The organism is Roseibium sp. LAB1, from assembly GCF_054658235.1.
The window spans coordinates 631959-656267 of sequence record NZ_BAAGIB010000004.1 but is presented as its reverse complement, the minus strand read 5'-3'; the positions used below and the strand labels follow the sequence as shown (position 1 = coordinate 656267).

At 56.4% G+C, this 24309-nt stretch carries 22 protein-coding genes and 1 tRNA gene; 11 read left to right on the top strand and 12 right to left on the bottom strand.

What is annotated here, in order from left to right:
* Positions 1 to 1200 carry a glycerophosphodiester phosphodiesterase family protein gene (locus ACYQ54_RS24435; protein ID WP_460087177.1) on the bottom strand — a complete coding sequence of 400 codons (1200 nt, stop codon included), beginning with the start codon at positions 1198 to 1200 and terminating at the stop codon, positions 1 to 3.
* A gap of 78 nt (positions 1201 to 1278) precedes the next feature.
* Positions 1279 to 2514: a cytochrome P450 gene (locus ACYQ54_RS24430; RefSeq protein WP_460087176.1), complete on the bottom strand. Its 1236-nt coding sequence runs from the start codon at positions 2512 to 2514 to the stop codon at positions 1279 to 1281.
* A 277-nt stretch (positions 2515 to 2791) separates the two neighbouring features.
* On the opposite strand from ACYQ54_RS24430, the gene ACYQ54_RS24425 reads away from it, so the two are divergent.
* Positions 2792 to 2980 carry a hypothetical protein gene (locus tag ACYQ54_RS24425; RefSeq protein ID WP_460087173.1) on the top strand — a complete coding sequence of 63 codons (189 nt, stop codon included), beginning with the start codon at positions 2792 to 2794 and terminating at the stop codon, positions 2978 to 2980.
* 165 nt (positions 2981 to 3145) lie between these two features.
* A complete protein-coding gene (locus ACYQ54_RS24420) occupies positions 3146 to 4219 on the top strand; it encodes a DUF389 domain-containing protein (protein ID WP_460087170.1) in 1074 nt (357 codons plus the stop codon).
* Between the two features lie 101 nt (positions 4220 to 4320).
* Here the strand turns inward: ACYQ54_RS24420 and ACYQ54_RS24415 are convergent, their stop codons facing one another.
* From ACYQ54_RS24415 to ACYQ54_RS24395, 5 genes are read right to left on the bottom strand one after another with little or no spacing between them, the layout of a single operon-like run.
* On the bottom strand, positions 4321 to 4848 hold the full coding sequence (locus tag ACYQ54_RS24415) for a GAF domain-containing protein (protein ID WP_460087169.1): 528 nt from the start codon (positions 4846 to 4848) through the stop codon (positions 4321 to 4323).
* 31 nt (positions 4849 to 4879) lie between these two features.
* Positions 4880 to 5635: an ABC transporter ATP-binding protein gene (locus ACYQ54_RS24410; protein ID WP_460087166.1), complete on the bottom strand. Its 756-nt coding sequence runs from the start codon at positions 5633 to 5635 to the stop codon at positions 4880 to 4882.
* Positions 5632 to 6477, bottom strand: a complete 846-nt coding sequence (locus ACYQ54_RS24405; RefSeq protein ID WP_460087165.1) for an ABC transporter ATP-binding protein — start codon at positions 6475 to 6477, stop codon at positions 5632 to 5634. Before ACYQ54_RS24405 ends, ACYQ54_RS24410 begins: the two co-directional genes overlap by 4 nt.
* Positions 6474 to 7370 (bottom strand): ABC transporter permease, encoded by an 897-nt coding sequence (locus tag ACYQ54_RS24400; RefSeq protein ID WP_460087163.1) that lies wholly within the window; start codon positions 7368 to 7370, stop codon positions 6474 to 6476. Before ACYQ54_RS24400 ends, ACYQ54_RS24405 begins: the two co-directional genes overlap by 4 nt.
* Positions 7367 to 8443, bottom strand: coding sequence for an ABC transporter permease (locus ACYQ54_RS24395; RefSeq protein WP_460087161.1), 1077 nt, complete (start codon positions 8441 to 8443; stop codon positions 7367 to 7369). Before ACYQ54_RS24395 ends, ACYQ54_RS24400 begins: the two co-directional genes overlap by 4 nt.
* Before the next feature lie 223 nt (positions 8444 to 8666).
* Here ACYQ54_RS24395 and ACYQ54_RS24390 point away from each other — a divergent pair, with 223 nt between their 5' ends.
* The 9 genes from ACYQ54_RS24390 to ACYQ54_RS24350 all read left to right on the top strand — a co-directional run bounded on the left by ACYQ54_RS24390 (position 8667) and on the right by ACYQ54_RS24350 (position 18647).
* Positions 8667 to 9341, top strand: a complete 675-nt coding sequence (locus ACYQ54_RS24390) for a helix-turn-helix domain-containing protein (RefSeq protein ID WP_460087158.1) — start codon at positions 8667 to 8669, stop codon at positions 9339 to 9341.
* 24 nt (positions 9342 to 9365) lie between these two features.
* A complete protein-coding gene (locus ACYQ54_RS24385) occupies positions 9366 to 10952 on the top strand; it encodes an ABC transporter substrate-binding protein (protein ID WP_460087156.1) in 1587 nt (528 codons plus the stop codon).
* A gap of 94 nt (positions 10953 to 11046) precedes the next feature.
* A complete protein-coding gene (locus tag ACYQ54_RS24380; protein ID WP_460087155.1) occupies positions 11047 to 12141 on the top strand; it encodes a M24 family metallopeptidase in 1095 nt (364 codons plus the stop codon).
* 162 nt (positions 12142 to 12303) lie between these two features.
* Positions 12304 to 12882, top strand: a complete 579-nt coding sequence (rfbC, locus tag ACYQ54_RS24375; protein ID WP_460087153.1) for a dTDP-4-dehydrorhamnose 3,5-epimerase — start codon at positions 12304 to 12306, stop codon at positions 12880 to 12882.
* Positions 12879 to 13961 carry a dTDP-glucose 4,6-dehydratase gene (rfbB, locus tag ACYQ54_RS24370; protein ID WP_460087152.1) on the top strand — a complete coding sequence of 361 codons (1083 nt, stop codon included), beginning with the start codon at positions 12879 to 12881 and terminating at the stop codon, positions 13959 to 13961. The genes rfbC and rfbB overlap by 4 nt, the downstream gene beginning before the upstream one ends.
* Complete coding sequence (rfbD, locus tag ACYQ54_RS24365) at positions 13958 to 14848, top strand: dTDP-4-dehydrorhamnose reductase (RefSeq protein WP_460087149.1); 891 nt, start codon at positions 13958 to 13960, stop codon at positions 14846 to 14848. Before rfbB ends, rfbD begins: the two co-directional genes overlap by 4 nt.
* Positions 14849 to 14885: 37 nt before the next feature.
* Entirely contained in the window at positions 14886 to 15755 is an 870-nt protein-coding gene (gene rfbA / locus ACYQ54_RS24360; protein WP_460087148.1) for a glucose-1-phosphate thymidylyltransferase RfbA, read from the top strand.
* Positions 15756 to 15838: 83 nt separating this feature from the next.
* Positions 15839 to 17689, top strand: a complete 1851-nt coding sequence (locus ACYQ54_RS24355) for a glycosyltransferase family 2 protein (RefSeq protein ID WP_460087146.1) — start codon at positions 15839 to 15841, stop codon at positions 17687 to 17689.
* A 310-nt stretch (positions 17690 to 17999) separates the two neighbouring features.
* Complete coding sequence (locus ACYQ54_RS24350; RefSeq protein ID WP_460087143.1) at positions 18000 to 18647, top strand: hypothetical protein; 648 nt, start codon at positions 18000 to 18002, stop codon at positions 18645 to 18647.
* Between the two features lie 22 nt (positions 18648 to 18669).
* Here the strand turns inward: ACYQ54_RS24350 and ACYQ54_RS24345 are convergent, their stop codons facing one another.
* The 5 genes from ACYQ54_RS24345 to ACYQ54_RS24325 all read right to left on the bottom strand — a co-directional run bounded on the left by ACYQ54_RS24345 (position 18670) and on the right by ACYQ54_RS24325 (position 24278).
* Positions 18670 to 19722, bottom strand: coding sequence for a glycosyltransferase family protein (locus ACYQ54_RS24345; protein ID WP_460087142.1), 1053 nt, complete (start codon positions 19720 to 19722; stop codon positions 18670 to 18672).
* A gap of 298 nt (positions 19723 to 20020) precedes the next feature.
* Positions 20021 to 20097, bottom strand: a tRNA-Pro gene (locus ACYQ54_RS24340).
* Between the two features lie 79 nt (positions 20098 to 20176).
* On the bottom strand, positions 20177 to 21445 hold the full coding sequence (locus ACYQ54_RS24335) for an O-antigen ligase family protein (RefSeq protein ID WP_460087140.1): 1269 nt from the start codon (positions 21443 to 21445) through the stop codon (positions 20177 to 20179).
* Positions 21442 to 23049, bottom strand: coding sequence for an undecaprenyl-phosphate glucose phosphotransferase (locus ACYQ54_RS24330; RefSeq protein WP_460087137.1), 1608 nt, complete (start codon positions 23047 to 23049; stop codon positions 21442 to 21444). The genes ACYQ54_RS24335 and ACYQ54_RS24330 overlap by 4 nt, the downstream gene beginning before the upstream one ends.
* A complete protein-coding gene (locus tag ACYQ54_RS24325) occupies positions 23046 to 24278 on the bottom strand; it encodes a glycosyltransferase family 4 protein (RefSeq protein ID WP_460087135.1) in 1233 nt (410 codons plus the stop codon). The genes ACYQ54_RS24330 and ACYQ54_RS24325 overlap by 4 nt, the downstream gene beginning before the upstream one ends.
* Positions 24279 to 24309 lie beyond the last annotated feature (31 nt).

The following is a 24309-nucleotide window of genomic DNA, read 5'->3' as shown; positions in this document are numbered from 1 at the left end:
TCAGTTCAGCCCGAGGCAGGACGCGTAAAAACTGGTGGTCGCAGGCCAATCGGAGAAGATGCCCTTCACCCCGACCTGACGCGCCAGAACGTCGACAACCTCGTAAAGCTTGCCGTCACCGTCGATGGCATCATTGACGGTCTGATAGTACCAGCCACCGCCGGACGACAGCGGACCGGACCGTTCCAGCGTCCAGGCAATCAGGTCGATGCCGGCGTCTTTTGCTGCCTTGGCATAGGCCGAGGGAACGATCTTGCCGTCTTCCAAAGTGAGAAGGACAAAGAGTGGCGGTGCGAGATAGTTGACGCCCATGGCCTTCAACTCGGCCATGGAGGGGGAAAAGGTGTCTGGGTCCGTCGGATCGATATCGCGTCGGCTTTCCAGAAAAACCGCCTGCTTTCCGTAGTCCGGTTCGTTTTCGATCCAGTAGAGAACATCCTCAAGGCTGAAGGACTGTGGGTAGACATCTTCCGGTGGGATGCCTGCCGCCTTGTATTCGTCGATCAGTTTCTGGGCGTAGTCAGCCTGGGTGAAACCTTCAAACGGCATCTCGACTTCAGGTGCCTTGAGTTCCGGTGTGAACTTCACGCCAAGATCCTTGAAGAGCCGGATCGAGGCCTCGTGGGTCAGCAGAGTGCCTGTTCCCGCATAAAGCTCCGTGCGCCAGGGAGCGGTGCCATTCTGATAAGCTTCGGGTGTCGTCGCTGTCTTGTCCGCGCTGTCCATCTTTCCCTGCAAGGACGAGAATTCGGCGAGGGTCAGATCGCTGGTCCGGCATTCTGCCGAAGCTGGCGTATCGCCTGACGCCGGGCTGAAGCCCTTGGTGCATTTGCCGGCAAGATCGGTCGTCAGGATATTAGTGGTCGTGTGCAGATCATTCTGAGAATGCCGGCAGACCAGTTCCTTGTCCTTGGTAAAGGTAACGTCGCATTCCAGGATGCCTGCGCCCATGAGCGCAGCGGCCCGATAGCCTTCTTCTGTGTGTTCCGGAAATTGAAGGGGCGCGCCACGGTGGCTGATGGAAAACCCTGTGCTTTTTGCCGGTTCGCCGATGCAGGCTTCCAGCGTGTCTTTCAGTGCGCCATCCTCCATCTGGGAAACAAGGTAGGCGGGGCGGGGGCCAAGCTCGACAGTGGCTGCTTGCGCAGGCAACACGGTACACAGCCCTGTCAGGCAAAGAACAACTGGTCTGAGACGCATAGGGTATCCAATGGCTTTTGTGGCAAGAAGGGAATTAACTAGAGGCACCCATGCCGGGTGCAAGGGTGGTGGTTGCAACTAGGCGGGATGCCAGGCAAGTCTGAGTGCTTCCGGGCCTCTCACGGACAGTCCGCGCTTGTAGGTGACGGTGTCATCGACCAGCTCAACAGACTTGAACCTTCTCAGCAGCGTCGAAAATATGATGTCCATATCCAGGCGTGCAAGGTGGTTGCCGAGGCAGAAATGCGCACCCCGGCCAAAGGCAATGTGCCAGTTGGGTGTCCTGCCGACATCGAAACGGTCGGCGTCGGGAAACTGACCCGGGTCGCGGTTGGCGGCCCCGTAGAGAACACCAAACTTTGTGCCGCGAGGGTATTCGTCACCGCAAACAGTCATGTCTTCGGTGGAGTAGCGGTGGAAGAATGGCAGGGGTGATTCATAGCGGAACATTTCCTGCACGGCGGTCTTCATCAGCGATGGATCATCACGCAAACGCTGCATTTCATGCGGAAACTTCAACAGTGCGTGCATGCCGCTGCCCAGAACGTCGATGGTCGAACCGTGACCGGCCATCAGGATCAGCATGGCGGTAGAAATGAATTCGTCCTCGTTCATCTGACCGGCCCGTTCGGCCTCGATCATCAGTGACAGGAGGTCGTCCTTCGGTGCACGTTCACGTTCTGCCTTCAACGTCAGCAGATAGTGATAGAACTCGGTCGTGTTGCGTTCGGCCAGTTGCTTGCGCTCGTCAGTCCGGTCGATATCGAAATACTGGACGATGTTTTCCGACCAGACGCGCAGTTGCGGGCAATCCTCGTCGGGAACGCCAAGAACGCGGCCGATGATGTGGCCGGGAACGTGAGCTGCCAGGTCTTCGATAAAGTCGATCTCGGTCCGTTCCGCCAGACTGTCGAACAGGCGGTCGACATAGGCCTGGATATCATCGCGCAGCTTGCCGACCATCACCGGTGTAAACAGCTTGAATACTTGCTTGCGCAGCCGGTCATGCACTTCGCCGTCGCTGTCCAGCAGCGAGAACTGCACGAAACGCGAATGATGAGGCATGTCGTGCCAGTTCTGGGCACGTTTCATGATCTCGATTTCTTCCGCGCTGGCGATGTGGTCCATGGACCGAACCATCTTGCCGCTCTGAACGATTTCCGAGACGTCGTCGAATTTCGCCGCCAGCCAGATATCGAAATCCTCAAAGTAAGTCAGACCCGTGCGATCCCGCAGCGCGGCGTAGAAGGGGTAGGGGTCTTGTGCAAAGGCATCGGACAAAGGCGCGAAGGAAAGGTCTGTGGACGGGCTCATGAAGGGCTCTTGAGGTCGGGTTGGATGGGGTAGAATTGTGATTCTTGGCAGGGTCGAAGATTTGGCTGGCCAAGTGCAAGCGAAAAGCGGGAGCTATGCGCCACTTTTGTCGTGTTTGGGTGAGTTATCCCAAGCCTGGCCTTCAGCTCTTGGGGATAGTGAGGAAATGATATTTCTGACGATATCTGCAGAGGTTCAGAAACCTTAACAATTCCTGAACGCGGGTCGGTAGGCCTGCTTGCACAAACCAGCAGAACAGTGAGTGCGTGAGGCCGAAATGCGTGTGCCAAAGGCTTTCAGTGACGAATACCAGACCTTCTTGCGGCAAACAGGGTTGGACAACCCCAATCCGCAGGCCCTTCTTATGGAACTTGCCTCGCTCTCCATGGAAGTCTACCTGAAGGAAATCGCCTGGCTGTCCGAATTTATCGGCAAAATCGAGCAGGCGAAGAAGGCAGCTGCCTGACGCTAAGTCACTGAATGAATTATGTCACTGCCGGCGAATGACCTGTTTCCGCAAAAAATCACCAACTGCCTATCGTCGATTGTAAGTTGTTCTGACGCAATTCAGATGACGAACGCAACGTCATGAAGCATACTCAAACGGTGTATCGTCCGGAGCAGCTGTTTCATGTCTATCAGTCAGTTCTCCACCACCAAGGAAATCCTCAAATTCGAGGGCGCCGACAAGGCGGCCTATTGGCGCAAGTTCGCGCTGCTCCTGGCGCTTGCCGTGATCATCGCAACGATGGGTCTGCTGCGAAACTCGGGCGCCGTCGTGATTGCGGCCATGCTGGTTGCCCCCCTCATGACACCTATCCTCGGCATCGCCTCGTCGATCGTCATGGGATGGGTCGGCAGGGCGCTTATCCTGATGCTGACAGTGTGGCTTGCGGCCGGATGCAGCATCCTGATTTCGTGGCTGATTGTCTGGATCGCGGACGCCCCGTCGACATTGCTGTTGCCCGATGAGGTGCTCAGCCGGAGCAACCCGGGTGCCGAGGACATGGTCGTTGCGCTCGCCGCAGGCATAGCCGGGGCTTACGTCCAGATAAAGAAATCCGAAATCAGCCTTTTGCCTGGGGCCGCCATCGGGGTCTCTCTGGTGCCGCCGCTCGCGGCAGCAGGCATTCTTCTTTACTTTGGAGAGCACGAAGCCGCCTATGAGGCTACGCTTCTGTTTGCCACCAATTTCGGTGCCATCATCTTTTCCGCATGCCTCGTCTATCTTTTCCTCGGGCCGAAAGTGCGCCTGTTCAAGAAAACCGGCAGGGGTGTGAAGTTCACTCTTGGCATGACCGTGACCCTGGCTTTCCTGACCGTCGTTCTGGTGCAGCTTCTGGCAGCGACGTACCTGCGCTACATCGAAACCGGGACGGAGGCCATTCTTGCGCAGCGCACGAAAGAATGGGCCGGTGACGTTCCGGTCGAGATCATCCGTGTCGATGTCCACGCACGCACAAAGATTGCGGAGATCTGGGTGCTGCTGGATCTGCCCTCGGATGCCCAATACAAGATTGCGTCCCTGCACGATTTTCTGCCCGCGGCAATGAAGGAGCATCCTTTCCGGGATGCTGCCCGCGAGGTTCTGGGAGATGACTATAAGGTCATCGTGCGATACCAGACGCGAATTGCCTGGCTATTGGATCTCGCTACCGAAACAATCGAAGTCGCACCGTCTGCTGACACGATCCAGGACGATTGATCGGGAAACCTGTTGCCAGGATCATTGCCTGGTGGCCGGCTGGAATGGAGGCGTCAGCGCAAGATGTTCAGGCCCCGCAGAACGGCAGGACCTGACTATCTTCAGGACTGGTTCTGGCCGTTATGGTCGGCCTGCGCGATGCGCTGGCTTGCGAGAAAGGCGGCCTTGGCAGGAACGGAAAGCCAGGCCTGTGCATGCGCGACGCGCTCGGGTGTATAGTGATGTTCTTCGTGAAGCATGTTGACCGTGCCCACGAGGGTATCGCCGAGGACCACGGGCAGATTGATCACCGAGCCGCAGCCGAGCCGGCCGATCAACTCGTAATCGGGAAAGACCGTTGCAATGTCGGCAAGTGTGTTTGCAACGAAGCTTTGCCTGTCCTTGTGAACGGTCTCGAACCAGCGGTCATAGGTGATCGGCTTGGTTCCGGAGACCGGGTAGTCTTCCGGGTGCGATGTATAGGAGCGCTGCGCCAGCTCGGTTTTCATGTCCGCAGTCATGAAGGTGAACAGCTTCACGCCGATGGTTTCCCGGGTCAGCCTCAAGAGCGCGTCAAACGGGGCGTCCGAAGTGCTGGCGATGGAAAGGGCATGGTCAAACGTGGCCAAGGGGCCGGTGAAATCGGTCATCTATCGAAATCTCGAGCAAATCTGGTTGAAGTTAGGCGGGGTGCAGGGTGCCGCCACTGGCGGCATAGAGTTCGCGGGAATATGGCTCGGAAAGCCGGCCTGACTTGAGAGCGTCGACACCGGCAATTTCCACCACGCGGCCATAGCGCATGACAGCCAGCCGGTCGCACAGGAACGAGACCACCGGAAGATTATGGGTGACCATCAGATAGGTCAGCCCCTGTTCTCGCCGCAGCTTTTTCAGAAGGTTCAGGATTTCCGCCTGTACGGAAACATCAAGCGCGGATGTTGGCTCGTCCAGCAGAAGGACGCGCGGTTCCAGCATCAGTGCGCGTGCAATGGCCACGCGCTGGCGCTGGCCGCCGGAAAGCTGGTGCGGAAAGCGAAAGCGGAACCGCTGGTCCAGGCCGACGGCCGCGAGCATGTCCTTGACCCTGCCGTCCCGCCCGCCGATGCCGTGGATGGCCAGCGGTTCGGCAAGACAGGTATCGACCGTCTTGCGTGGATGGAGAGAGCCATAGGGATCCTGAAACACCATCTGGCAGGTTTCTGCAAAGGCGCGGTCCGGAGCATGGCCTCGCGGTTTTCCTTCAACGGAGATTGCACCTGTCCAGTCCGGCGCCAAACCGGATATCGCTTTCAGGATCGTTGATTTGCCGGAGCCGGATTCTCCGACAAGTGCAAAGCTTTCACCTTCGGCCACATCAAAGGAGACGTCATGAACCACGGCTGTGTCGCCGTAGCTGATGGTCAGGTTTTCAAGGTGGATGGCGGCGGCGTCGGTCATGTTCCGGCTCCTGTGGTCCAGGTGCTGCGGTCGAGAACAGGCAGCTCATCGCGGTCTTCATTCATGCGCGGCATCGCGGCAATCAGGCCGCGTGTGTAGGGGTGCTGCGCGCTGTGCAGGTCGCTCGCCTTGCATTGCTCGACGACCTCGCCACTGTTCATCACCAGGATGCGGTCGCAATAACGTGAGACCAGATTGAGGTCGTGACTGATGAGGATCAACCCCATGCCCTTGCCGGTGACCAGATCGTCGATGATGTCCAGCACCTGGGCCTGGACGGAAACGTCGAGAGCGGAGGTCGGTTCGTCGGCGATCAGAAGATCCGGTTCGGGGATCAGCATCATGGCAATCATGATGCGCTGCCCCATGCCGCCGGACACTTCATGCGGATAAAGGCCTGCAACGCGTGCGGGATCGTTGATCCGCACGGCTTCCAGCATGGCCATGACACGCTCCTTGAGCTCCCGACGCGGCAGCTTCTTGTGCGTGACAAGAGCTTCGGCGATCTGCTCGCCGACAGTCATGACCGGGTTCAGCGAGAATTTCGGGTCCTGCATGACCATGGAAATACGGGCGCCGCGCAGATCGCGCATCTGCCTTTCGCTGCGTCCGAGCAGGTCGATACCGTCAAAGCGCATATGCCGGGCGGTGACCTTGCCCGGTTTGCGGATGAGACGGAGGATCGCCCTTCCGGTCATGGATTTACCGGAACCGGATTCACCGACGATCCCGAGCCGTTCACGGCCGAGCGTGAACGAGATGCCCTTGACGACATCGACCGGGCCACGAGCCGTTGGAAAGGTGACGGTCAGGCCGTCGACGTCAAGAAGAGGAGCGCTCATTGCTTGTCTCCCTGCTTGGGATCGAGCACGTCACGCAGGCCGTCACCGAGGAAACAGAACCCGAGGCTCACCAGAATGATGGCAAAGCCCGGCATGGTGGCGACCCACCATTGGTCGAGGATGAAATTGCGCCCGCGCGAGATCATCGCGCCCCATTCAGGCAGGGGCGGCTGTGCGCCAAGCCCGAGAAAGCCGAGACCGGCAGCCGTCAGGATGATACCCGCCATATCCAGCGTCACACGCACGATTGTGGAGGAGGCGCATAGCGGCAGGACATGACGGAGGATCACGCGCGCGGATGAAGCCCCTTGCAGGCGTACGGCGGCAATGAACTCCGCATCGCGGAACGTGATCGTCTCCGCACGGGCGATACGCGCATAGGCAGGCCAGGCGGTGATCGCAATGGCGATGATGGCATTCTCGATGCCCGGTCCGAGTGCTGCGACGAAGGCAAGTGCCAGGATCAGCTTCGGCATGGACAGGAAGATATCCGTCACCCCCATCAGGATCCGGTCGGTCCAGCCGCCGAAATATCCGGACACCGCACCAACGATGAGCCCGATGGGAGCTGCGATGACGGCCACCATGGTCACGATCATGAGCGTGATGCGCGCGCCGTAGACAACACGGGAATAGATATCCCGGCCAAGCTCGTCTGTGCCCATCCAGTGGGCTGCGGTCGGTGGCATCAAGCGGTTGGCGAGATCCTGACCGATGGGAGAGTAGGGCGCGATCAACGGTGCGAAGACCGCCATCACGATCAGCACCAGGATGATGAAACCACCCACCACGGCAAGTGGATTGCGCAGCAGCGCGGTCCAGACACGCCAGGCACGGCCAAGGTTGGCCTGCAGGCGCGAAGCGGGACTGTCATCGAGAAGCCAGTCGATCATTTGCGGGCCCTCGGATCAAGAATGCGGTAGAGCACGTCGGATATCTTGTTGATGAGGATGAAGACGGCACCGATGACGAGCGTCGCGCCCAGCACGGCGTTCATGTCGGCGTTGAGGAGTGCACTGGTCAGGTAATTGCCGATGCCGGGCCAGGAGAAAACGGTCTCGATCATAACCGAGCCTTCCAGAAGAGCGGCGTAGGACAGGCCGATGACGGTGATCAACTGGATGCGGATCGGGTAGAACGCGTGGCGCCAGATGACCCGGCGTTCGGGCACGCCTTTCACGCGCGCCGTGGTCACGTATTCATGGCCGAGCTGGTCGAGCATGAAGGACCGGGTCATGCGGGCGATATATGCGAGGCTGAAGAAACCCAGGATCGATGCCGGCAGCATCAGGTGATCGAGTGCGTTCCAGAAGATGTCCCATTCGCCGGCAACAAGGCTGTCGATCAGGTAGAGCCCGGTCACCGGATCAACGACACCGTCGTAGAAGATGTCGATGCGGCCTGGACCGGCCACCCAGCCGAGGCCTGCGTAAAACACCGCCAGACCGACCAGACCGAGCCAGAAGGCCGGGACAGAATAACCCAGAAGCCCGAGCACACGGATCACCTGGTCGACCCAGCTTCCCTGACGGGTGGCGGCGAGCACACCCATCGGCACACCAAGCAGGACGCCGATCAGGATGCCGATCGTCGCCATCTCCAGGGTTGCGGGGAAGAAGCGTCCGAGATCCTCCGCGACTGGCCGGCCGGTGGAAATCGACATGCCGAGATTGCCGGTAAAGACATCGCCCACATAGGAGAAAAACTGGACGATAAGCGGCCGATCGAGACCCATTGCCTGCCGGGCGGCTTCATAGACCTCGTTTGAAGCTCTGTCGCCGACAACCGCCAGCACCGGATCGATCGGCACGACGCGGCCGATGAAAAACGTGATCGCAAGCAGTCCAAGGAACGTTCCGGCGGTCACAAGACAGAAGCGCAACAGCGCTGCGGCACTTCCCAAAAGCTGGCTCGTCAACTGGCCCTCGCGCGCGTCTGTCACGCTCTCGGAAGGCTCAAAAGACATGCCGGTTACGGCTCATCGCCGTTCCCTGTTCAACCGGTTTCTTCAAGACGGCTCTCCACGCTCATGTGACTCAATTTCTGAAATTGAGTGTTCAGGTTGTTGTTTTTAAACAGCTTTCAGATAAGGCCGTAGACGAAATTTCTTCATGGCTGTCTAAAAAAGTTCTTGGAGCATACAAAAAAATCTGCTTACATCAAAAAAATTTTGATGGGAGTAAAAATCTTTGAGTAGTTCGTCGGCACGTGCCGCCTCCGACGCCGAGACAAAGGTTGGTGCGCTGATCCGGGCGCGGCGACGGCAATTGGGGTTCACCCTGCAACAGTTGGGCGATGCCTCGAACCTGTCGGTCGGATATCTCAGCCAGGTCGAACGCGACCACGCGACGCCGACGCTTGGATCTCTGGCGGGAATCGCCCGGGCACTCGGCGTTGGTCTGGACTATTTCGTGGCGCAGCCGCGTGCCCAGGACGCGTTGACCCGCGCGGCCACACGCCCGAAATTCTCCATCTCCGGTTCCACGGTCAGCTACGAGCGTCTGGCGGCCGAATTTCCGGGCAACCAGCTGTCGTCCTTCATCCTCACGGTGCCACCGGGATATTCCTCCGAAACGGTGAGCCATGAAGGCGAGGAGCTGATCTACATCCTGGAAGGGTCCATCACACAGTATCTCGACGGCGAGGCGATGGTGATGACCGCTGGCGACAGCCTGCACTACCGGGGAAACACCCTTCATGCCTGGTCGAACCCCAACGACGCGCCGGCAAAGATCCTGTGGACCGGCACTCTGACAATATTCAACGCCGGTGACGAGAAAACCAGCCGTATCGAGCTGGTGTCGCCGGACAAGAGTGCGGCGGTGGCAACAGCTGACCGCACCAAAAACAAGAACAAACCCTAACCCCTGACAGACGGAGACGAAGGAATGAAGCTTTTAAGGACCGCACTTCTGGCGGCCGCCCTGGCAATGCCGATTGCGCAGCCGGTCAGTGCCGCAACACCTGACAACATCCTGGTCGTGGCGCAGAACATCGACGACATTGTCGCGATTGATCCGGCGCAGGCTTACGAGTTTTCCTCCGGCGAGCTCGTGACCAATGTTTACGACCGCCTTGTGCAATATGACGCTGAAGACCCGACGGTGCTTGCACCCGGCCTTGCAGCCGAATGGCAGGCTGACGCGGACGCAAAGACCATCACCTTCACCCTGCGCGACGGTGCGACATTCCATTCCGGCAATCCGGTTCGGGCGGAAGACGTGGTGTTTTCCTTTGCGCGTGTCATCAAGTTGAACCTGACCCCGGCCTTCATCCTGGCCCAGCTCGGCTGGACGGCAGAGAATGTCGAGGACATGGTCACCGCTGACGGCAACAAGGTCATCGTCAAATACGAAGGTGATTTCTCGCCGGCCTTCGCCCTGAACGTTCTTGCTGCACGCCCGGCGTCCATCGTCGACGAAAAGACGGTGATGGAGCACGAAGAAGACGGCGACATGGGCAACAAGTGGCTCAACGCCAACTCTGCCGGTTCCGGTCCGTTCGAACTGCAGACCTACCGCGCCGGCGAACTGGTGCGTTACAAGTCCAACGCCGATTACTTCAAGGGCGCACCGAAGGTTGAAGGTGTCATCATTCGTCACGTCGCCGAAGCTGCCACCCAGCAGTTGCTTCTGCAGTCCGGTGATGTCGACATGGCCCGCAACCTGACGCCGGACCAGATTGCCGGCATGGAAGGTGACACCATCAAGGTGGAAACCTATCCGCAGGCCGCCGTGCACTTCCTGTCATTCAACCAGAAAAAGGACGTGCTGCAGCCTGAAGCGGTTTGGGACGCTGCTCGTTACCTCGTCAACTACAAGGGCATGACCGACAGCTTCCTGAAGGGGCAGATGGAAATCCACCAGGCGTTCTGGCCTAAGGGGTTTCCGGGGTCCTATGACGAAACGCCTTACACCTACGATCCGGAAAAAGCCAAGCAGATCCTGACTGATGCCGGCATCGAAACGCCGATCACCGTAACCCTCGACGTCATCAACTCGACGCCGTTCACGGACATGGCCCAGTCGCTGCAGGCAAGCTTTGCCGAAGCCGGGATCAACTTCGACATTATCCCGGGCACCGGGTCGCAGGTCATCACCAAGTACCGTGAACGCAGCCACGAGGCGATGTTGCTGTACTGGGGGCCGGACTTCATGGATCCGCATTCCAACGCCAAGGCCTTTGCCTACAACAGCGACAACTCCGACGACAATTATCAGGCAACCACCACGTGGCGGAATGCCTGGGCTGTACCGGCGGAAATGAACGACATGACCAAGGCCGCGCTGGCCGAGAGCGATCCGGAAAAACGCAACGAGATGTATGTCGAGCTGCAGAAGGAAGTTCAGGCCAAGTCGCCGATCGTCATCATGTTCCAGGCGGCCTATCAGGTCGCCATGGACCAGAAGGTCGAAGGCTACGTCAACGGCGCAACGTCGGACTTCGTCTACTACCGTCTTGTGACGAAGAACTGACACCAGAAACCAGGCCGTCCCGGTTCCCGGGGCGGCCTTTTTTAATTGCTGACAGCCGTTTTCTGATTGACCAATCCTTCCGGAGTTTCCTGAAATGTCTTCCCTTTCCGATCAGCGCATCGCCGCCCTCCGCGAGCGCATGTCCGCGACCGGGACCGACCTTGTGGCCATCGGTCCATCCAGTCACATGATGTATCTGACCGGTCTGGATCCCCATGGCGATGAACGGCCGGTTATGCTGCTGGTTTCAAGAAGCCACGCCGGTTTTCTGATGCCGGCGCTGAATGTCGACAGTTCCCGCCAGAAGACGCACCTGCCCTTTTTCCCCTGGCGCGACGACGATGGTCCGGATGCAGCACTTGCCACCTTGCTGGAAGCCTCCGGCCTTTCGGCTGCACCAAGTGTCGTCATCGACGAGACCATGCGCGCAGATTTCGCGTTGCTGTTGCTGGATGCGCTTCCGGGTGCAACGCGCCGGTTCACCGGCAACACGGTCGGTTTCCTGCGGTCTCGCAAGGATGACGATGAATATCGGCGCCTGAAGGCAAGCGCGGTTCTGAACGACAAGGCTGCCATGGCAGGTTTCGATGCCATGGCGACGGGGGTAACGGAACTCGAGATCGCGGCCGCGATCCGCGAGGTGTACAAACAGGCCGGCGCCGCACCTGAGTTCACGTCTGTCTGTTTCGGCGGCAATGGCGCATTTCCGCATCATCATACCGGCGAAACGAAACTGAAGGCAGGTGATGCCGTCCTGATCGACACCGGCGGCCGTCTGGGCGGTTACCCATCCGACATGACCCGTGTCGGTTTCTTCGGCGAGCCGACCGAAGAATTCGAGAAGGTGCACGCGATTGTCGATCAGGCCGTCGAAGCAGCCCTTGCAGCGGCAAAACCGGGCGTTGAGGCAAAGACAATCGACAAGGCCGCCCGTGATGTCATTTCAGCGGCGGGCTATGGCGAGTTTTTTACTCATCGGACCGGCCATGGCCTCGGAATAGACATACATGAGCCCCCATATCTGACGGCGACTTCGGAAACTGTGCTGGACGAGGGCATGGTGTTTTCAATCGAACCCGGCATCTATTTGTCTGGTCAATTTGGCCTGCGTCTTGAGGAAATCGTCATCCTTCGGGCCGATGGACCGGAAATCCTCTCCGATCTGCCGCGCACGGCGGTGGTGAGGTGAGGGCACGCCAGTAGACGAGAACAGAGCCGTTTCGGGAAACGGGGTCGTATTGGCGTTCCTTCGCACTTGAAGGAACGTCAAAATCTTATACAGATTCACGGGAAGAACTGTCTTGAAGTGGCACTTTCCGCGAACCGCGACCGCGAAACCCGAAACGGATTCATGATTGAAATTGTTGAACTGGACATTCCCGAGATCAAGATTCTTTGCCCGAAGAGGCACGGCGACAGTCGCGGTTTCTTTTCTGAAACCTATAACAAATCGTCGCTGCGTGACGCCGGAATAGATATCGATTTCGTCCAGGACAATCATGCTTATTCTGCGGAAAAGGGAACTGTCCGCGGGCTGCATTTCCAGTTGCCGCCCTTCGCCCAGGACAAGCTGGTGCGTGTGGTGCGAGGCGCGATACTGGATATCGCTGTCGACCTGAGACAGGGCTCTCCAACTTACGGCAAACACGTTTCATCCGTCATTTCCGCCGACATCGGCAACCAGATCCTGATCCCGGTCGGGTTTGCGCATGGATTGGTGACACTGGAGCCGCACACTGAGGTTCTCTACAAGGTTTCGCAATACTACGCTCCGGATCATGACCGGGGTATTGTATGGAACGATCCCGACCTTGCCATTGACTGGGGCCTTGCCGAAACCGATGCCATCCTCTCGGCAAAGGATCGGGAACTGCCGCGGTTTGGCCAAATCACAGCCTGTTTCTCTCATCTGGAGGCAGCGGAGGGATGAAGGTTCTGGTCACGGGGGGCGCCGGCTTCATCGGATCCGCGGTCGTACGAAAGCTGGTGTCTCAGGAGCTTGCGGACGTCGTTACGGTTGATGCCCTGACATATGCCGGTAACATGGCATCTCTCGCACCGATTATGGATGCGCCCCAGCACCGCTTCGTGCAGGCTGACATACGCGACGCTGAAGCAATGGCTGGTCTCCTGGAGACGGAAACGCCTGATGCGGTGATGCATCTGGCCGCCGAAAGCCATGTCGACCGGTCGATCGACGGCCCGGCTGACTTTATCGATACAAACATCGTGGGCACCTACACCTTGCTGGAAGCGGTGCGAAACCATTGGTCCGGCTTGCCACTGCCGCGCAAGGATGCTTTCCGGTTTCATCATGTCTCCACGGATGAGGTTTACGGCAGCCTGGGTTCAACAGGAGCCTTTCAGGAGACAACCGCATACGCGCCGAATTCACCTTATTCCGCCTCCAAGGCAGCGTCGGATCATCTGGTCAGGGCGTGGCACCACACATACGGTCTGCCTGTGATCACCACCAATTGTTCCAATAATTACGGGCCTTATCAATTTCCAGAAAAACTGATCCCGCTGATGATCCTGAACGGGTTGGAGGACAAACCCCTGCCGGTTTACGGCGCGGGCGCCAATATCCGTGACTGGTTGCATGTCGAAGATCATGCAGACGCTTTGTGGCAGGTCCTGACGCGCGGCAGGCCGGGGCAGGTCTACAACATTGGCGGTGACGCCGAACGGCGCAACATCGACGTTGTTCGCGTAATCTGCGATATGCTCGATGAGCTGGTACCATCTGAAGTGCCCCGACACGAATTGATCGAGTTTGTCACGGACCGGCCCGGTCATGATGCGCGTTATGCCATGGACATTTCCAAGATCTCCGCCGAACTCGGCTGGCGACCAAGGCACTCTTTTGAAAGCGGGTTGCGGCAGACGGTTGACTGGTACCTGACCAATCGAGGTTGGTGGGAAGCTGTTCGCACCGGCCGCTACGCAGGCGACAGGCTGGGGCTTGGCGGCAATCGTTTTTCAAATGCACCAGCGGCTGTGAAATGAAGCGCATCCTGCTTACCGGAGCGAACGGTCAACTCGGATCTGAAGTCGTCAGGCAAGCCAAAGCACTGGATCTCGATCTTGTTGCACTCGACAGGTCGCAATTGGATATCACCGATCGGACGGCCGTCACGGATATCGTCCAGTCGCTTGCGCCTGACCTGATAATCAATGCTGCCGCATACACTGCCGTGGATCGCGCGGAGACTGACCGGAACTCTGCCTTTGCGGTCAACCGGGACGGCCCGCGCAATCTTGCGGAAGCAGCGGGAAAGCGTGGAGCCGTGTTGATGCATTTTTCCACGGACTACGTTTTCGACGGTACCAAACCGCAGGCCTATGTTGAACAGGACGAAGTCCACCCTCTTGGTGCTTACGGTCAAAGCAAGGAGGCTGGTGAGGCTGTCATCCGCGCAATCACCGACCGCCACCTGATCATCCGCACCTCCTGGGTTTACGGCGTACATGGTGCCAATTTCGTCAGGACGATGCTGACGCTCGCACGGGAAAGGGACGAAATCCGCGTTGTCACCGATCAGTCTGGCTGTCCCACTTACGCAGCAGACCTGGCGGGTATCGCTTTACTGCTTGCCGGACGGTTCCTGAACGGCCGAATTCCAGCGGATGGATACGGAACATTTCACTGTGCCGGGCAAGGCCAGGTGACCTGGTATGATTTTGCCTGCAAGATATTCGAACTGGCTGGGGAGCGTTTCGGTCCTCGGCCCAAACTGATTGGCATTCCAGGATCAGAATTTCCGTCACTTGCCAAGCGGCCGGCGAACTCGGCGCTTGACTGCTCAAAACTGGCAGAAATCCATGGACTTTCTGCAAGAAACTGGCAGGACTCCTTGGCCGACATGCTGAACTGCCTGGATCTGAACGCCTGATTTTCTGCGGGCAAGCAAATGGAACTGGAGTTGGAACATGAAAGGCATCGTGCTGGCAGGCGGAAGTGGAACACGTCTGTTCCCGGTCACAAGATGCTTTTCCAAACAGTTGCTGCCTGTCTACGACAAACCGATGATCTATTATCCGTTGAGTGTCCTGATGCTTGCAGGGATCCGCGATCTGCTGGTCATCACGACGCCGCGTGACGCGGTCGCCTTTCAAAGCCTTCTGGAAGACGGTGCCCGCTGGGGCATCAACATCAGCTACGCTGTTCAACCAGAACCGGCCGGCATCGCGCAGGCCTTTCTGATCGGCGAAGAATTTCTTGCCGGACAGGAATGTGCTCTCATCCTGGGAGACAACCTCTATTACGGCCACGGCTTGACGGAAATGCTTAGGCGAGCGTCAGAACGAAAGGCCGGAGCAACTCTTTTTGGATATGAGGTTGCTGAACCCGAGCGGTATGGTGTCATTGCGTTCGACGCTTCCGGAAAACCGGCAACAGTGGAAGAAAAGCCGAAGTCTCCCCGGTCTTCCTGGGCTGTGACAGGGCTATACTTCTACGACAAGGACGTTGTCGCTATTGCTTCCGACATCCGGCCAAGTGCGCGTGGTGAACTCGAAATCACGGACGTGAACGCGCGGTATCTGGAACGTGGAGACCTTCATGTCGAACAGCTGGGGCGCGGATTTGCCTGGTTCGATATGGGAACGCACGACAGCCTCATAGAGTCCGCAACCTTCGTACAGGCCATCGAAAAAAGACAGGGGCACCGCATCGCCGTTCCGGAAGAAATTGCATTCAAGAACGGCTGGATTACTGTGAACGACCTGGAACGGCTGAGCGCGGACTATTCCAACAGCGGATATGGCAGTTATTTGCTGAAGATCGCGCAGGCAACATAGTGGCACCAGATCCGGTTTCTTCTTTTGCCTTCTCGGTGCACCAATTAGATTAGTTTTTTGCGGAATTTGAAGGATAAATATTTATGAAAGTCCTTCCCCGGGTTAGCCAGGTTTTCGTATCTCCTTATACTTTCGGGGCTGCTTGCTGGTGGTATCTTTTGGGCAAGAGGGTACGTGCACAGAACAGATTTCGTGCAGTCTTCAGCAGCAATTTCGTCCAGGCATACAATGATCGCATTGCGAATGCCGTCTGCGAGGCTCAGGCAAAGCTGACTGACGAAGAAATTGCGGGCTTTCGGAAGGAGATTGAGGGTTGGGACGAAAAGCCTCTGATTTCCATCGTCATGCCGGTCTATAATACTGACGGAGAGCAGCTTGGAGCAGCAATTCAATCCGTCAGACAGCAGATCTATCAGGATTGGGAACTCTGCATAGCGGACGACTGTTCGACCGTGCCTCATGTCCGCGCGATCCTTGAAGCTCTTGCGGCTGATGACAAGCGCATCAAACTCGTCTTCAGAGACAAAAACGGGCACATCTGCGCAGCATCGAACTCCGCTCTTGACCTTGCGACGGGCTCATTTGTTGCCTTCATGGATCATGACGACGTTCTGCCAATCCATGCTCTTTTTCACATCGCGAAAGAAATTATCCAGCATCCTGATGTGGATTTGATCTACACGGACGAGGACAAGATCAGAGAAGACGGGAGGCTCGACGGCCCTCATTTCAAACCGGATTGGAACGAGGAACTGTTTCTCGCCCAGAACTATCTCAACCATCTCAGTGTCTATAGAACGTCATTGCTGCGGCAAGTTGGCGGTTTACGTGAAGGTTTCGAAGGCAGTCAGGATCATGATCTTGCGCTGCGGATCGTCGCTAAAACGAGTGTTGACCGGATACGCCACATTCCCAGAGTATTGTACCACTGGCGTGCATTTCGAGGGTCGGGGACATTCTCGGATCGAGCGCTGGCGCAAGCAATCGATGCGCGCCAACGTGCTGTTCGTGACTATCTGGCGACGAATTATCCGGAAGACAGGACCTCAGTTGTCGAGGGGCCATACGGATGCAACAGGCTTCACCGTGAACTGCCTGATCCCGCTCCGCACGTCACGCTGATAATACCTACTCGTGATCGGCTTTCTTATCTGAAACGGTGTCTTGAAACCATTTTCGGCAAAACAGCCTATCCTTCCTTTGACGTGCTCATCGTCGACAACGAAAGTGCCGAAAAAGAAACGCTCACTTTCTTAGAAGACATATCTGAGCGGCATCCGGTTTCTGTCATTTCAGCGCCGGGAGAGTTCAATTATTCAGCTCTGAACAACATCGCGGTTGCTCAGGCACAAGGAGACATTGTTGCGCTGCTGAACAATGATGTTGAGGTGATTTCCTCAGAATGGCTTCGCGAGATGGTTTGCTATGCGGCGATGCCACGCATTGGTGCTGTTGGAGCGAAGCTGCTTTACGCAAACGGCTTGGTGCAGCATGCTGGTATCATTCTTGGCGCGGGCGGCATCGCCAATCATGCCTTTCACGGCTATCACGCAACAGATAGTGGCTACCAGGCCCGGCTTCAGCTTCCGCAATATGTTTCCGCGGTGACAGGGGCATGTCTGGTAGTCGCCAAGAAGAAATATCTGGCGGTCGGCGGTCTCGATGAACAGGACCTCAAGGTCGCCTATAATGACGTGGATCTTTGCCTGAAACTTTCAGCCTCAGGTCTGCACAATGTATACACGCCTTATGCAACTCTCATTCACCACGAGTCGATCTCACGGGGCAAGGATACCTCTGTTGAAAAAGCGGCGAGATTGGAACGTGAAGGCAATGTGATGCGAGAGCGTTGGGGTGTTCAGATTATGTTCGATAAATATTATAGCGTGAATTTCTCGAATGAAAATGGATGCTTTAGATTTAATAGAACTTAGGTGAAAATTTATTCTTGAGAATATTGGTAAATTTTAACATAAAGATGTGTAATTGAAAATAAAGCGGGTTTTAAATATTTAATAATGGTGCTTTAATTCGCATTCGCAAAGATATTCTACAATATTTTGCACGGCAACTTGGCGAAGAAAAATCGTGTTAATCTTGGTTGCCGTTAGCGCAGCAGTATTTAACATCAGTGTGATTGAAGTCAGCAGTTCGTAGTGTAAAATAATAGTGTTGTGAACGAATTCGTCATGCGTAAATAAGATTTAGAGTCGTGGTGCCGATTAAATTACTTGGTGAGGCAATATGAAAATATTTGAATTTGGAATTTCTATTAACAGTGAAAAAATTGATAGTATAAACTCAAAAGAAAAGAGATTGTACTTTGTTTCTGGTTCGAGCCGCGGGGGAACTTCAGCGCTGGCTTATGCGTTGAGGCGTGCATCCGTACACTTTGGTAATGTTGATGCTAACAATCACGAGTTGCCGGAGTTGATGTCTCCTGACTTGACTGAAGAGAAAATTCGATCGGCAATCGACAATTTGTTAAATGAACAAAACATTGCTGGAGCGAAACTTCCAAATTTTTCATTTCACCTAAAATGGCTCACAGATCAGTATCCAGATTCAATTTATCTATATATTCTACGAAATCCATTGGATGTATCAACTACTATTATGACGAGAAGTCCATCACATAGCCTCAATACATCAGATTTGCGTATTGGCATTCTGCATGCATTTCGTTTTTACTCCGCAATGGCCAACGTTGTCGGTGAGATTGAACAGCCGATCTACCTCATTTCTTTCGAAAAGATGAAAGCGCAATCAGACCGGTTTGTCAGTTGGCTTGAAGAAATTGGTGTCAACTTTTCAGATGACGTCAGGCTGCAACTGGCTAAAGAGTTGGCGACTCCAGGCTATAAGAAACTTCCGATGGATAGTGCTGGATAAGAAGCGATTGTTTGCTTTGTATTCAATAGCTGCTGGCAGCATCCAGGCACTCCGACCAAAAAGTCTGCTGGGCCTTCCCGGCAAGGGCGTTTCGCTCGTGGACGGGTTTGAGTGAACCGACGAGGTCCCGAAAGTTCCGTTCGATCGACAGTGACAGCAGGTTCTCCGTCCAGATTCGAATGTCGTTTTTCCAGACCAGGCCAACGCGATTGCTACGGACGAAATCAGCGTAAGTCCAGCTGTCGCTGTAAACACCGACACCTCCACAAACGGCATGTTCTGTCAGTTTGTTGGCGGATCGGGCGTCGTTGAAGCTGGAAGGCATAACCGGGTAGAGAAGGATGTCAAACCGGTGTTTGAAAAGCCGTCTACGGTAGAAGTGCCAGTTGAGATGCCTCAGAATGCTTAGTTGTGGATGCCCAATCAGCTGCGGCGGAACGTTTTCCTCTCCGACGATTGTCAGTTCAACATTGGCACCCGCCACCAGCAGCTTCTCAAATATCTCCAGAACGAATTTTCGATCCGAAGCGTGACTTGCTGTGCCCAGATAACCGATCCTGAGCGGGGCTTCGGTTGGCAGGCTCTTAAAACTCCAGTCCTCGGACAACGTTTCAGACCAATATGGATCGAGCATTTTGACACGAAAACCCAACTGCTCGTACATCTCGGACAGCGCAGGCGAGGGCACAACAATGGTGTCGGCTGCTCCTGCAAGCATGTTGTGCTGCCCGTTGCGAAGGTTGAGGAGCCTCTGCCGGTAGATTTCGGGAAGAGAAGGATCGTGGTCGGCAGCCCAAAGATTATCGTCGATCACATAGTAGAGCCGTTTGGTCTTGTCACCCAGAAGGCGCTGGACAACGTTCGGATGGTCCCGTCGGCAAACGACAACAGCTTCACGCGTCGAAAAGGAGTTGATCCCTTCACGGCTCAATCCGCGATCGCGATTGGCGTTTCGAAAATAGATGTCAGTAGTAGGAATGGTTTTAAAAGAACAGAACAGATTACGTGCAAAGACACTATAGTAATAATATAAATCGTCAGATGATTTTTTCGAAAGGCTGGTGGTTATTCTCATCCAAAAATGTTCTCGGAAATATTGGAATAAAAACTGGCAGCCTAAATTATTGAGCTGGTTGCAATCAGGTGCCAATTTCGCGCCGCTGAAACAAGATGCCACACTTCGTAACGATAGGTAAGTTTACGCATAGTGTGCATTCATCGGCAAGCAACCCGGAGAAGTGAAAGCAGCAGCCTGCAATACCATTGCGTGAGAGTTTGCAAGGGCAGCCAAAAAGCACGGTTTCCCGATGCAATCCAAAATTGCCGGGTACTCTGTGCAAAACAAAACAAAAGGTTTTTGGGGAAGTTGGTGTTGGTCGGGCAGGCCGGATTTGAACCGACGACCCCTTCACCCCCAGTGAAGTGCGCTACCAGGCTGCGCTACTGCCCGAACGGACCCTACCTAACTTGTTCGCATGACAAGCGCAAGCAGGTTGTTGCGGTTCGGCAGAGGCTTTTTCAGACTTCTCTCACTTACGGCGAAACAGGGCGGGAATCTGTCGTGCTGGTCGGCCGTGGCCGAGTTTTTCGGCTGCAATCAGTCCCCAGGCGAGGCCGTACAACATGTACATGTGCCGCCAGTGGTCGGTGTCGATGATCACCGACAGGATAAGATGCGCGGTAAACACCGCGAAGACGCATTGTGTGAAGGCGGTCCAGGGGCGCGATTTGAACAGAAGTGGCACAAGGGCGCAGAATGTCCAAAGCGCCATCAGAATATAGATCGACCCGCCGAGCCAGCCATAGGTGGTGTAGCCCTTCAGGTAAACGTTGTGCTCGTCTTCAGGGAAGTATTTGTTGAACTCCAGAGGGCCGAGCCCAAGCGGGTGTTCCATCACCAGCTGAAAGCCAAGCGAATAGCGGGCGAAACGGCCAAGGCGGGCACCGTCGTAGGATTGCACGAGCTTTGCGCGTTCGGCGAACATGTCGGCGACCGTGTCTACCGATAGGGCGGCGCCGATCAGCGCGAAGATGGCGAGAACGCCAAGTGCACCGAGCAGGACCAGACGAGCCCGGCGTGGCCCGGCCTTTTCCGTGACGAGCGCAAGGAAATAAACAAGCAGCACCGATGCGGACAGAACACCCCAGGCACCGCGCGAGAAGCTCAGGAACACGCCCAGCAGAAGGATGGCAAGAGGCACCAGCAGATGCAGGTTGCGCAGCACCGATTGCCGGAGCAGCGTCTGGATCAGGAGCACCGCAGGCAGAACCAGGAACGGGCCGAAGACGTTGGGATCCTGGAAGGTGCCGCGAGCCCGTTCATAGAGCGTGAAATAGGATGCGCCTGGGAAGAGTTGAAAGTAGCCGGCAACACCAATGGCTGCCACCAGAACCGCGCTGGCGATGTAGCCGCTCTGGATCACCCGGAACCGCGCCGGGTCTTCCGCGATAATGGCGGCATAAAAGATCGCGGTGACCGCCAGAAAGCCGGAAACGGCGATATACATGATTGCATCGCCCATCTCCTTGGCCATCGGAATGGAAGCGACGCCGCCGGCGATGTACAGCATCAGGCAGATGATCAGGGGACCGAATTCCCGGCGAAGTTTCAGGCCGCAGGCAAGCCAGACGACCGAAAGAAGCGCCATGTATAGTTCGTAAGGAGCCGGTTCCTCGATCACGAACCCGGACAGGAAGGCGGCAAGCCACAGGGCGCCGTTGCCCAGACTTCTGGCCTGAAGACCAATTGGCGCGCGCGCATGGGGCGTGCCGCCGAATGGTTCGGTCGCCAGGCTCAATAAGCGTTCTCCGTATTGAGCAGGCGGAATGGGGTCTGGAACAGGATCTTCAGGTCGAACAGGATCGACCAGTTCTCAATGTAGTAGACGTCACATTCCACGCGCTTCTGGATTTTCTCCGGCGTGTCGACTTCGCCCCGCCAACCATTGATCTGGGCGTAGCCGGTAACACCCGGCTTGACCTTGTGGCGGGCAAAATATCCGTCGACGACATCGTCCCAGGTCTTGTTGTTGGTATGGGCATTGACCGCATGCGGGCGAGGGCCGACAAGGGACAGGCTGCCGCCAAGAACGTTGAAGAGCTGCGGCAGTTCATCGATGGAGGTCTTGCGGATGAAGCGCCCGACCTTGGTGACGCGGGGATCGCCCTTGGTCACAACCTTCTTGGCGTCCGGATCCGCCATTTCCGAATACATCGACCGGAATTTCAGAATTTCGATGATCTCATTATTGAAGCCATAGCGTTTCTGCTTGAACAGGACCGGCCCCTTGCTGTCCAGCTTCACAGCGATGGCGGCCGCAATCATGACCGGCAGCAGTGTGATGATGGCAAGTGAGGCAAAGACCAGGTCGAAGATGCGCTTGGCGACCATGTCCCAGTCGGCGATCGGTTTTTCGACCACATCGACAAACGGAACCGTGCCGATGAAGCTCGCGCCGCGGTTGCGAAACCGGACTTTGTCCGTGTGGGCAGAAAGACGGATATCGACCGGCAGGACCCATAATTTTTTCAGGAGTTCGAGAACCCTTTGCTCCGCGCGCAGGGGAATGCAGACAATAAGCATGTCAATGCGAGCCAGACGGGCAAATTCCACAAGTGCGCTGATGTTGCCGAGCTTCGGATAACCGGCAACGACAGGCGGTGACCGGTCGTTGTTCCGGTCGTCGAAAATGCCGCAAATGCGGATGTCATTGTCCGGCTGAGCTTCCAGATCGTGGATCAGTTCCTGCGCAGCGGTGCCTCCGCCGACAATGATCGCGCGCCGTTCCAGGCGGCCGGATTTCATCCAGTGGCGCACCAGTCGATAAACGACGAACCGAGACAGGCAAAGACCGGTCAGGCTGATGGCAAACCAGGTACCAATCCATGCGTCCGATAGCTCCGTGCCGAGACCTGTCGTGGTCCGCAGAAGCGCAAACATGGCAAAAACCAGAGTCCAGCCGGCTGCGACGCGGCCGAGCTGCGACAGACCCTGGCGCATGACCGGAACCTGATAGACATCGGCGGCCTGGAAAAAGGCAAGCGCGAACAGCACGGCTGCGCCTGTGAAGAACAGATTGCCAAGTCCGAAACCCGCAGCCTCCGGGCTGGCAAAGCCTGCAAAAAGGGCGGTGCAGGCAATCAGCAGCACGTCCGTCAAGCGAACCATGCCAGTCAGAACGGTAATAGAAATGCCTTTGCCACCGAGAGCTTGTGCGATTTCAAAGGCTTCGGCTGAAAGGCTGGTATTGGCGGCGGACAGAACCTCGACGTTGCTCTGTCCATTTACGCTATGAACAGTATGCCTGAAATGTTTTTCCAATCTGTGCCCCAAACCAGTCGATCCGCTCGATATCGGCTTCGGGTCGACCGGATTTGTGGGTTTTAAAACAGGGGTATTCATTGCTGGTTGCTCGATCTGGCAAAAACAGTCTGCGCACGGGGTACGGCTGAGACAGTCTCGACCTGGACGGATGTCGGGTTATCGGTCGGGGCGATGCCCTGAATTTCCTGATAAAGCGTGGTTATTCTATCGTTCATCAGGTCCACCGAAAATGTTTCGGCAAGACAGCTACGCAGGCTTTTCGCCTGCTGTGCCATGCCAGCCGGATCTGCGAGTGCCTCTTCCATTGCCGTGGTCAGTTTGCCGATATGTCCCGGTTCGACCAGACGATTGGCATAGCGGCCGAAAATTTCCGGAATACCGCCAACCCGGGTCGCGATCAGTGGCCGTTCAGCCGCCACGGTTTCCAGAATGATATAGGGCATGGCTTCCGCACGCGAGGGCACCACAACATTTCTTGCAAGTTTGAATGCCTCGCGGGCGGGCAGAGCTCCCCGGAAAGTGATGGCACCATCCAGCCCCAGTTTCGTGACCATGTTGCGATAGCGCTCTTCATCCGGGCCTTCTCCGACGATGTGAGCCTTGGGGGCTGTGCCGGTTTTCAGGCGAATGTTGTAAAGCGCTTCGATAAAGAGGTCCGGGCCCTTCAGATCCCGCAGCATGCCGATGTAAAGAAAGTCGGCGGCATCTTCATTTGCCGGAACAGGTGTGAATTCTTCTGCCGTCAGCCCGTTGTAGACGATGCGCGATCGTGCTCTGGGTTGCCCCACCTTGCTTTCATATGCGGCAGCTTCATAGTCGGATACGAAGATCAGCCCGTCAGTCAGACGGCCCAGCAGACGTTCCAGCGTATGATAGACGCGGCCTTCGAAACGATTGGGGTCGTAATGAAGGCTGCCGCCGTGAGGGCAGTAGACCCGGGCAGGTTTCTGGCCGCGAAGCCGCAGAACGCTGCCGATCATGCGCACATAGGCGCCGCCCTTGGCTCCATGCCCGTGCAGGATGTCCGGTTTGAGATCCCGAATGTGCTTGTAAAGGGAAACGGTTGCCGTCAGATCCTGAACGGTCAGCTGACGTTGCATGGGAAAGCGTGCAAGGCCGAGAGCAAGCTTCGGTTTCAGCTTTTCAAGAAGCTGATTGTCAAAAGCACTGCCCGTGTTGCTGTCGCATACGAGGCCGACATCGTGTCCCGCTTCCGACTGGCAGATGGCCAGATCCCGGATGTGGCGGAAAATGCCGCCAATGGGCGAGCGCACACAATGCACGATCCGCATGGGGGTCGTTGTCATGATGCAGTATCCCTGTTTCCACCCCCAGGCT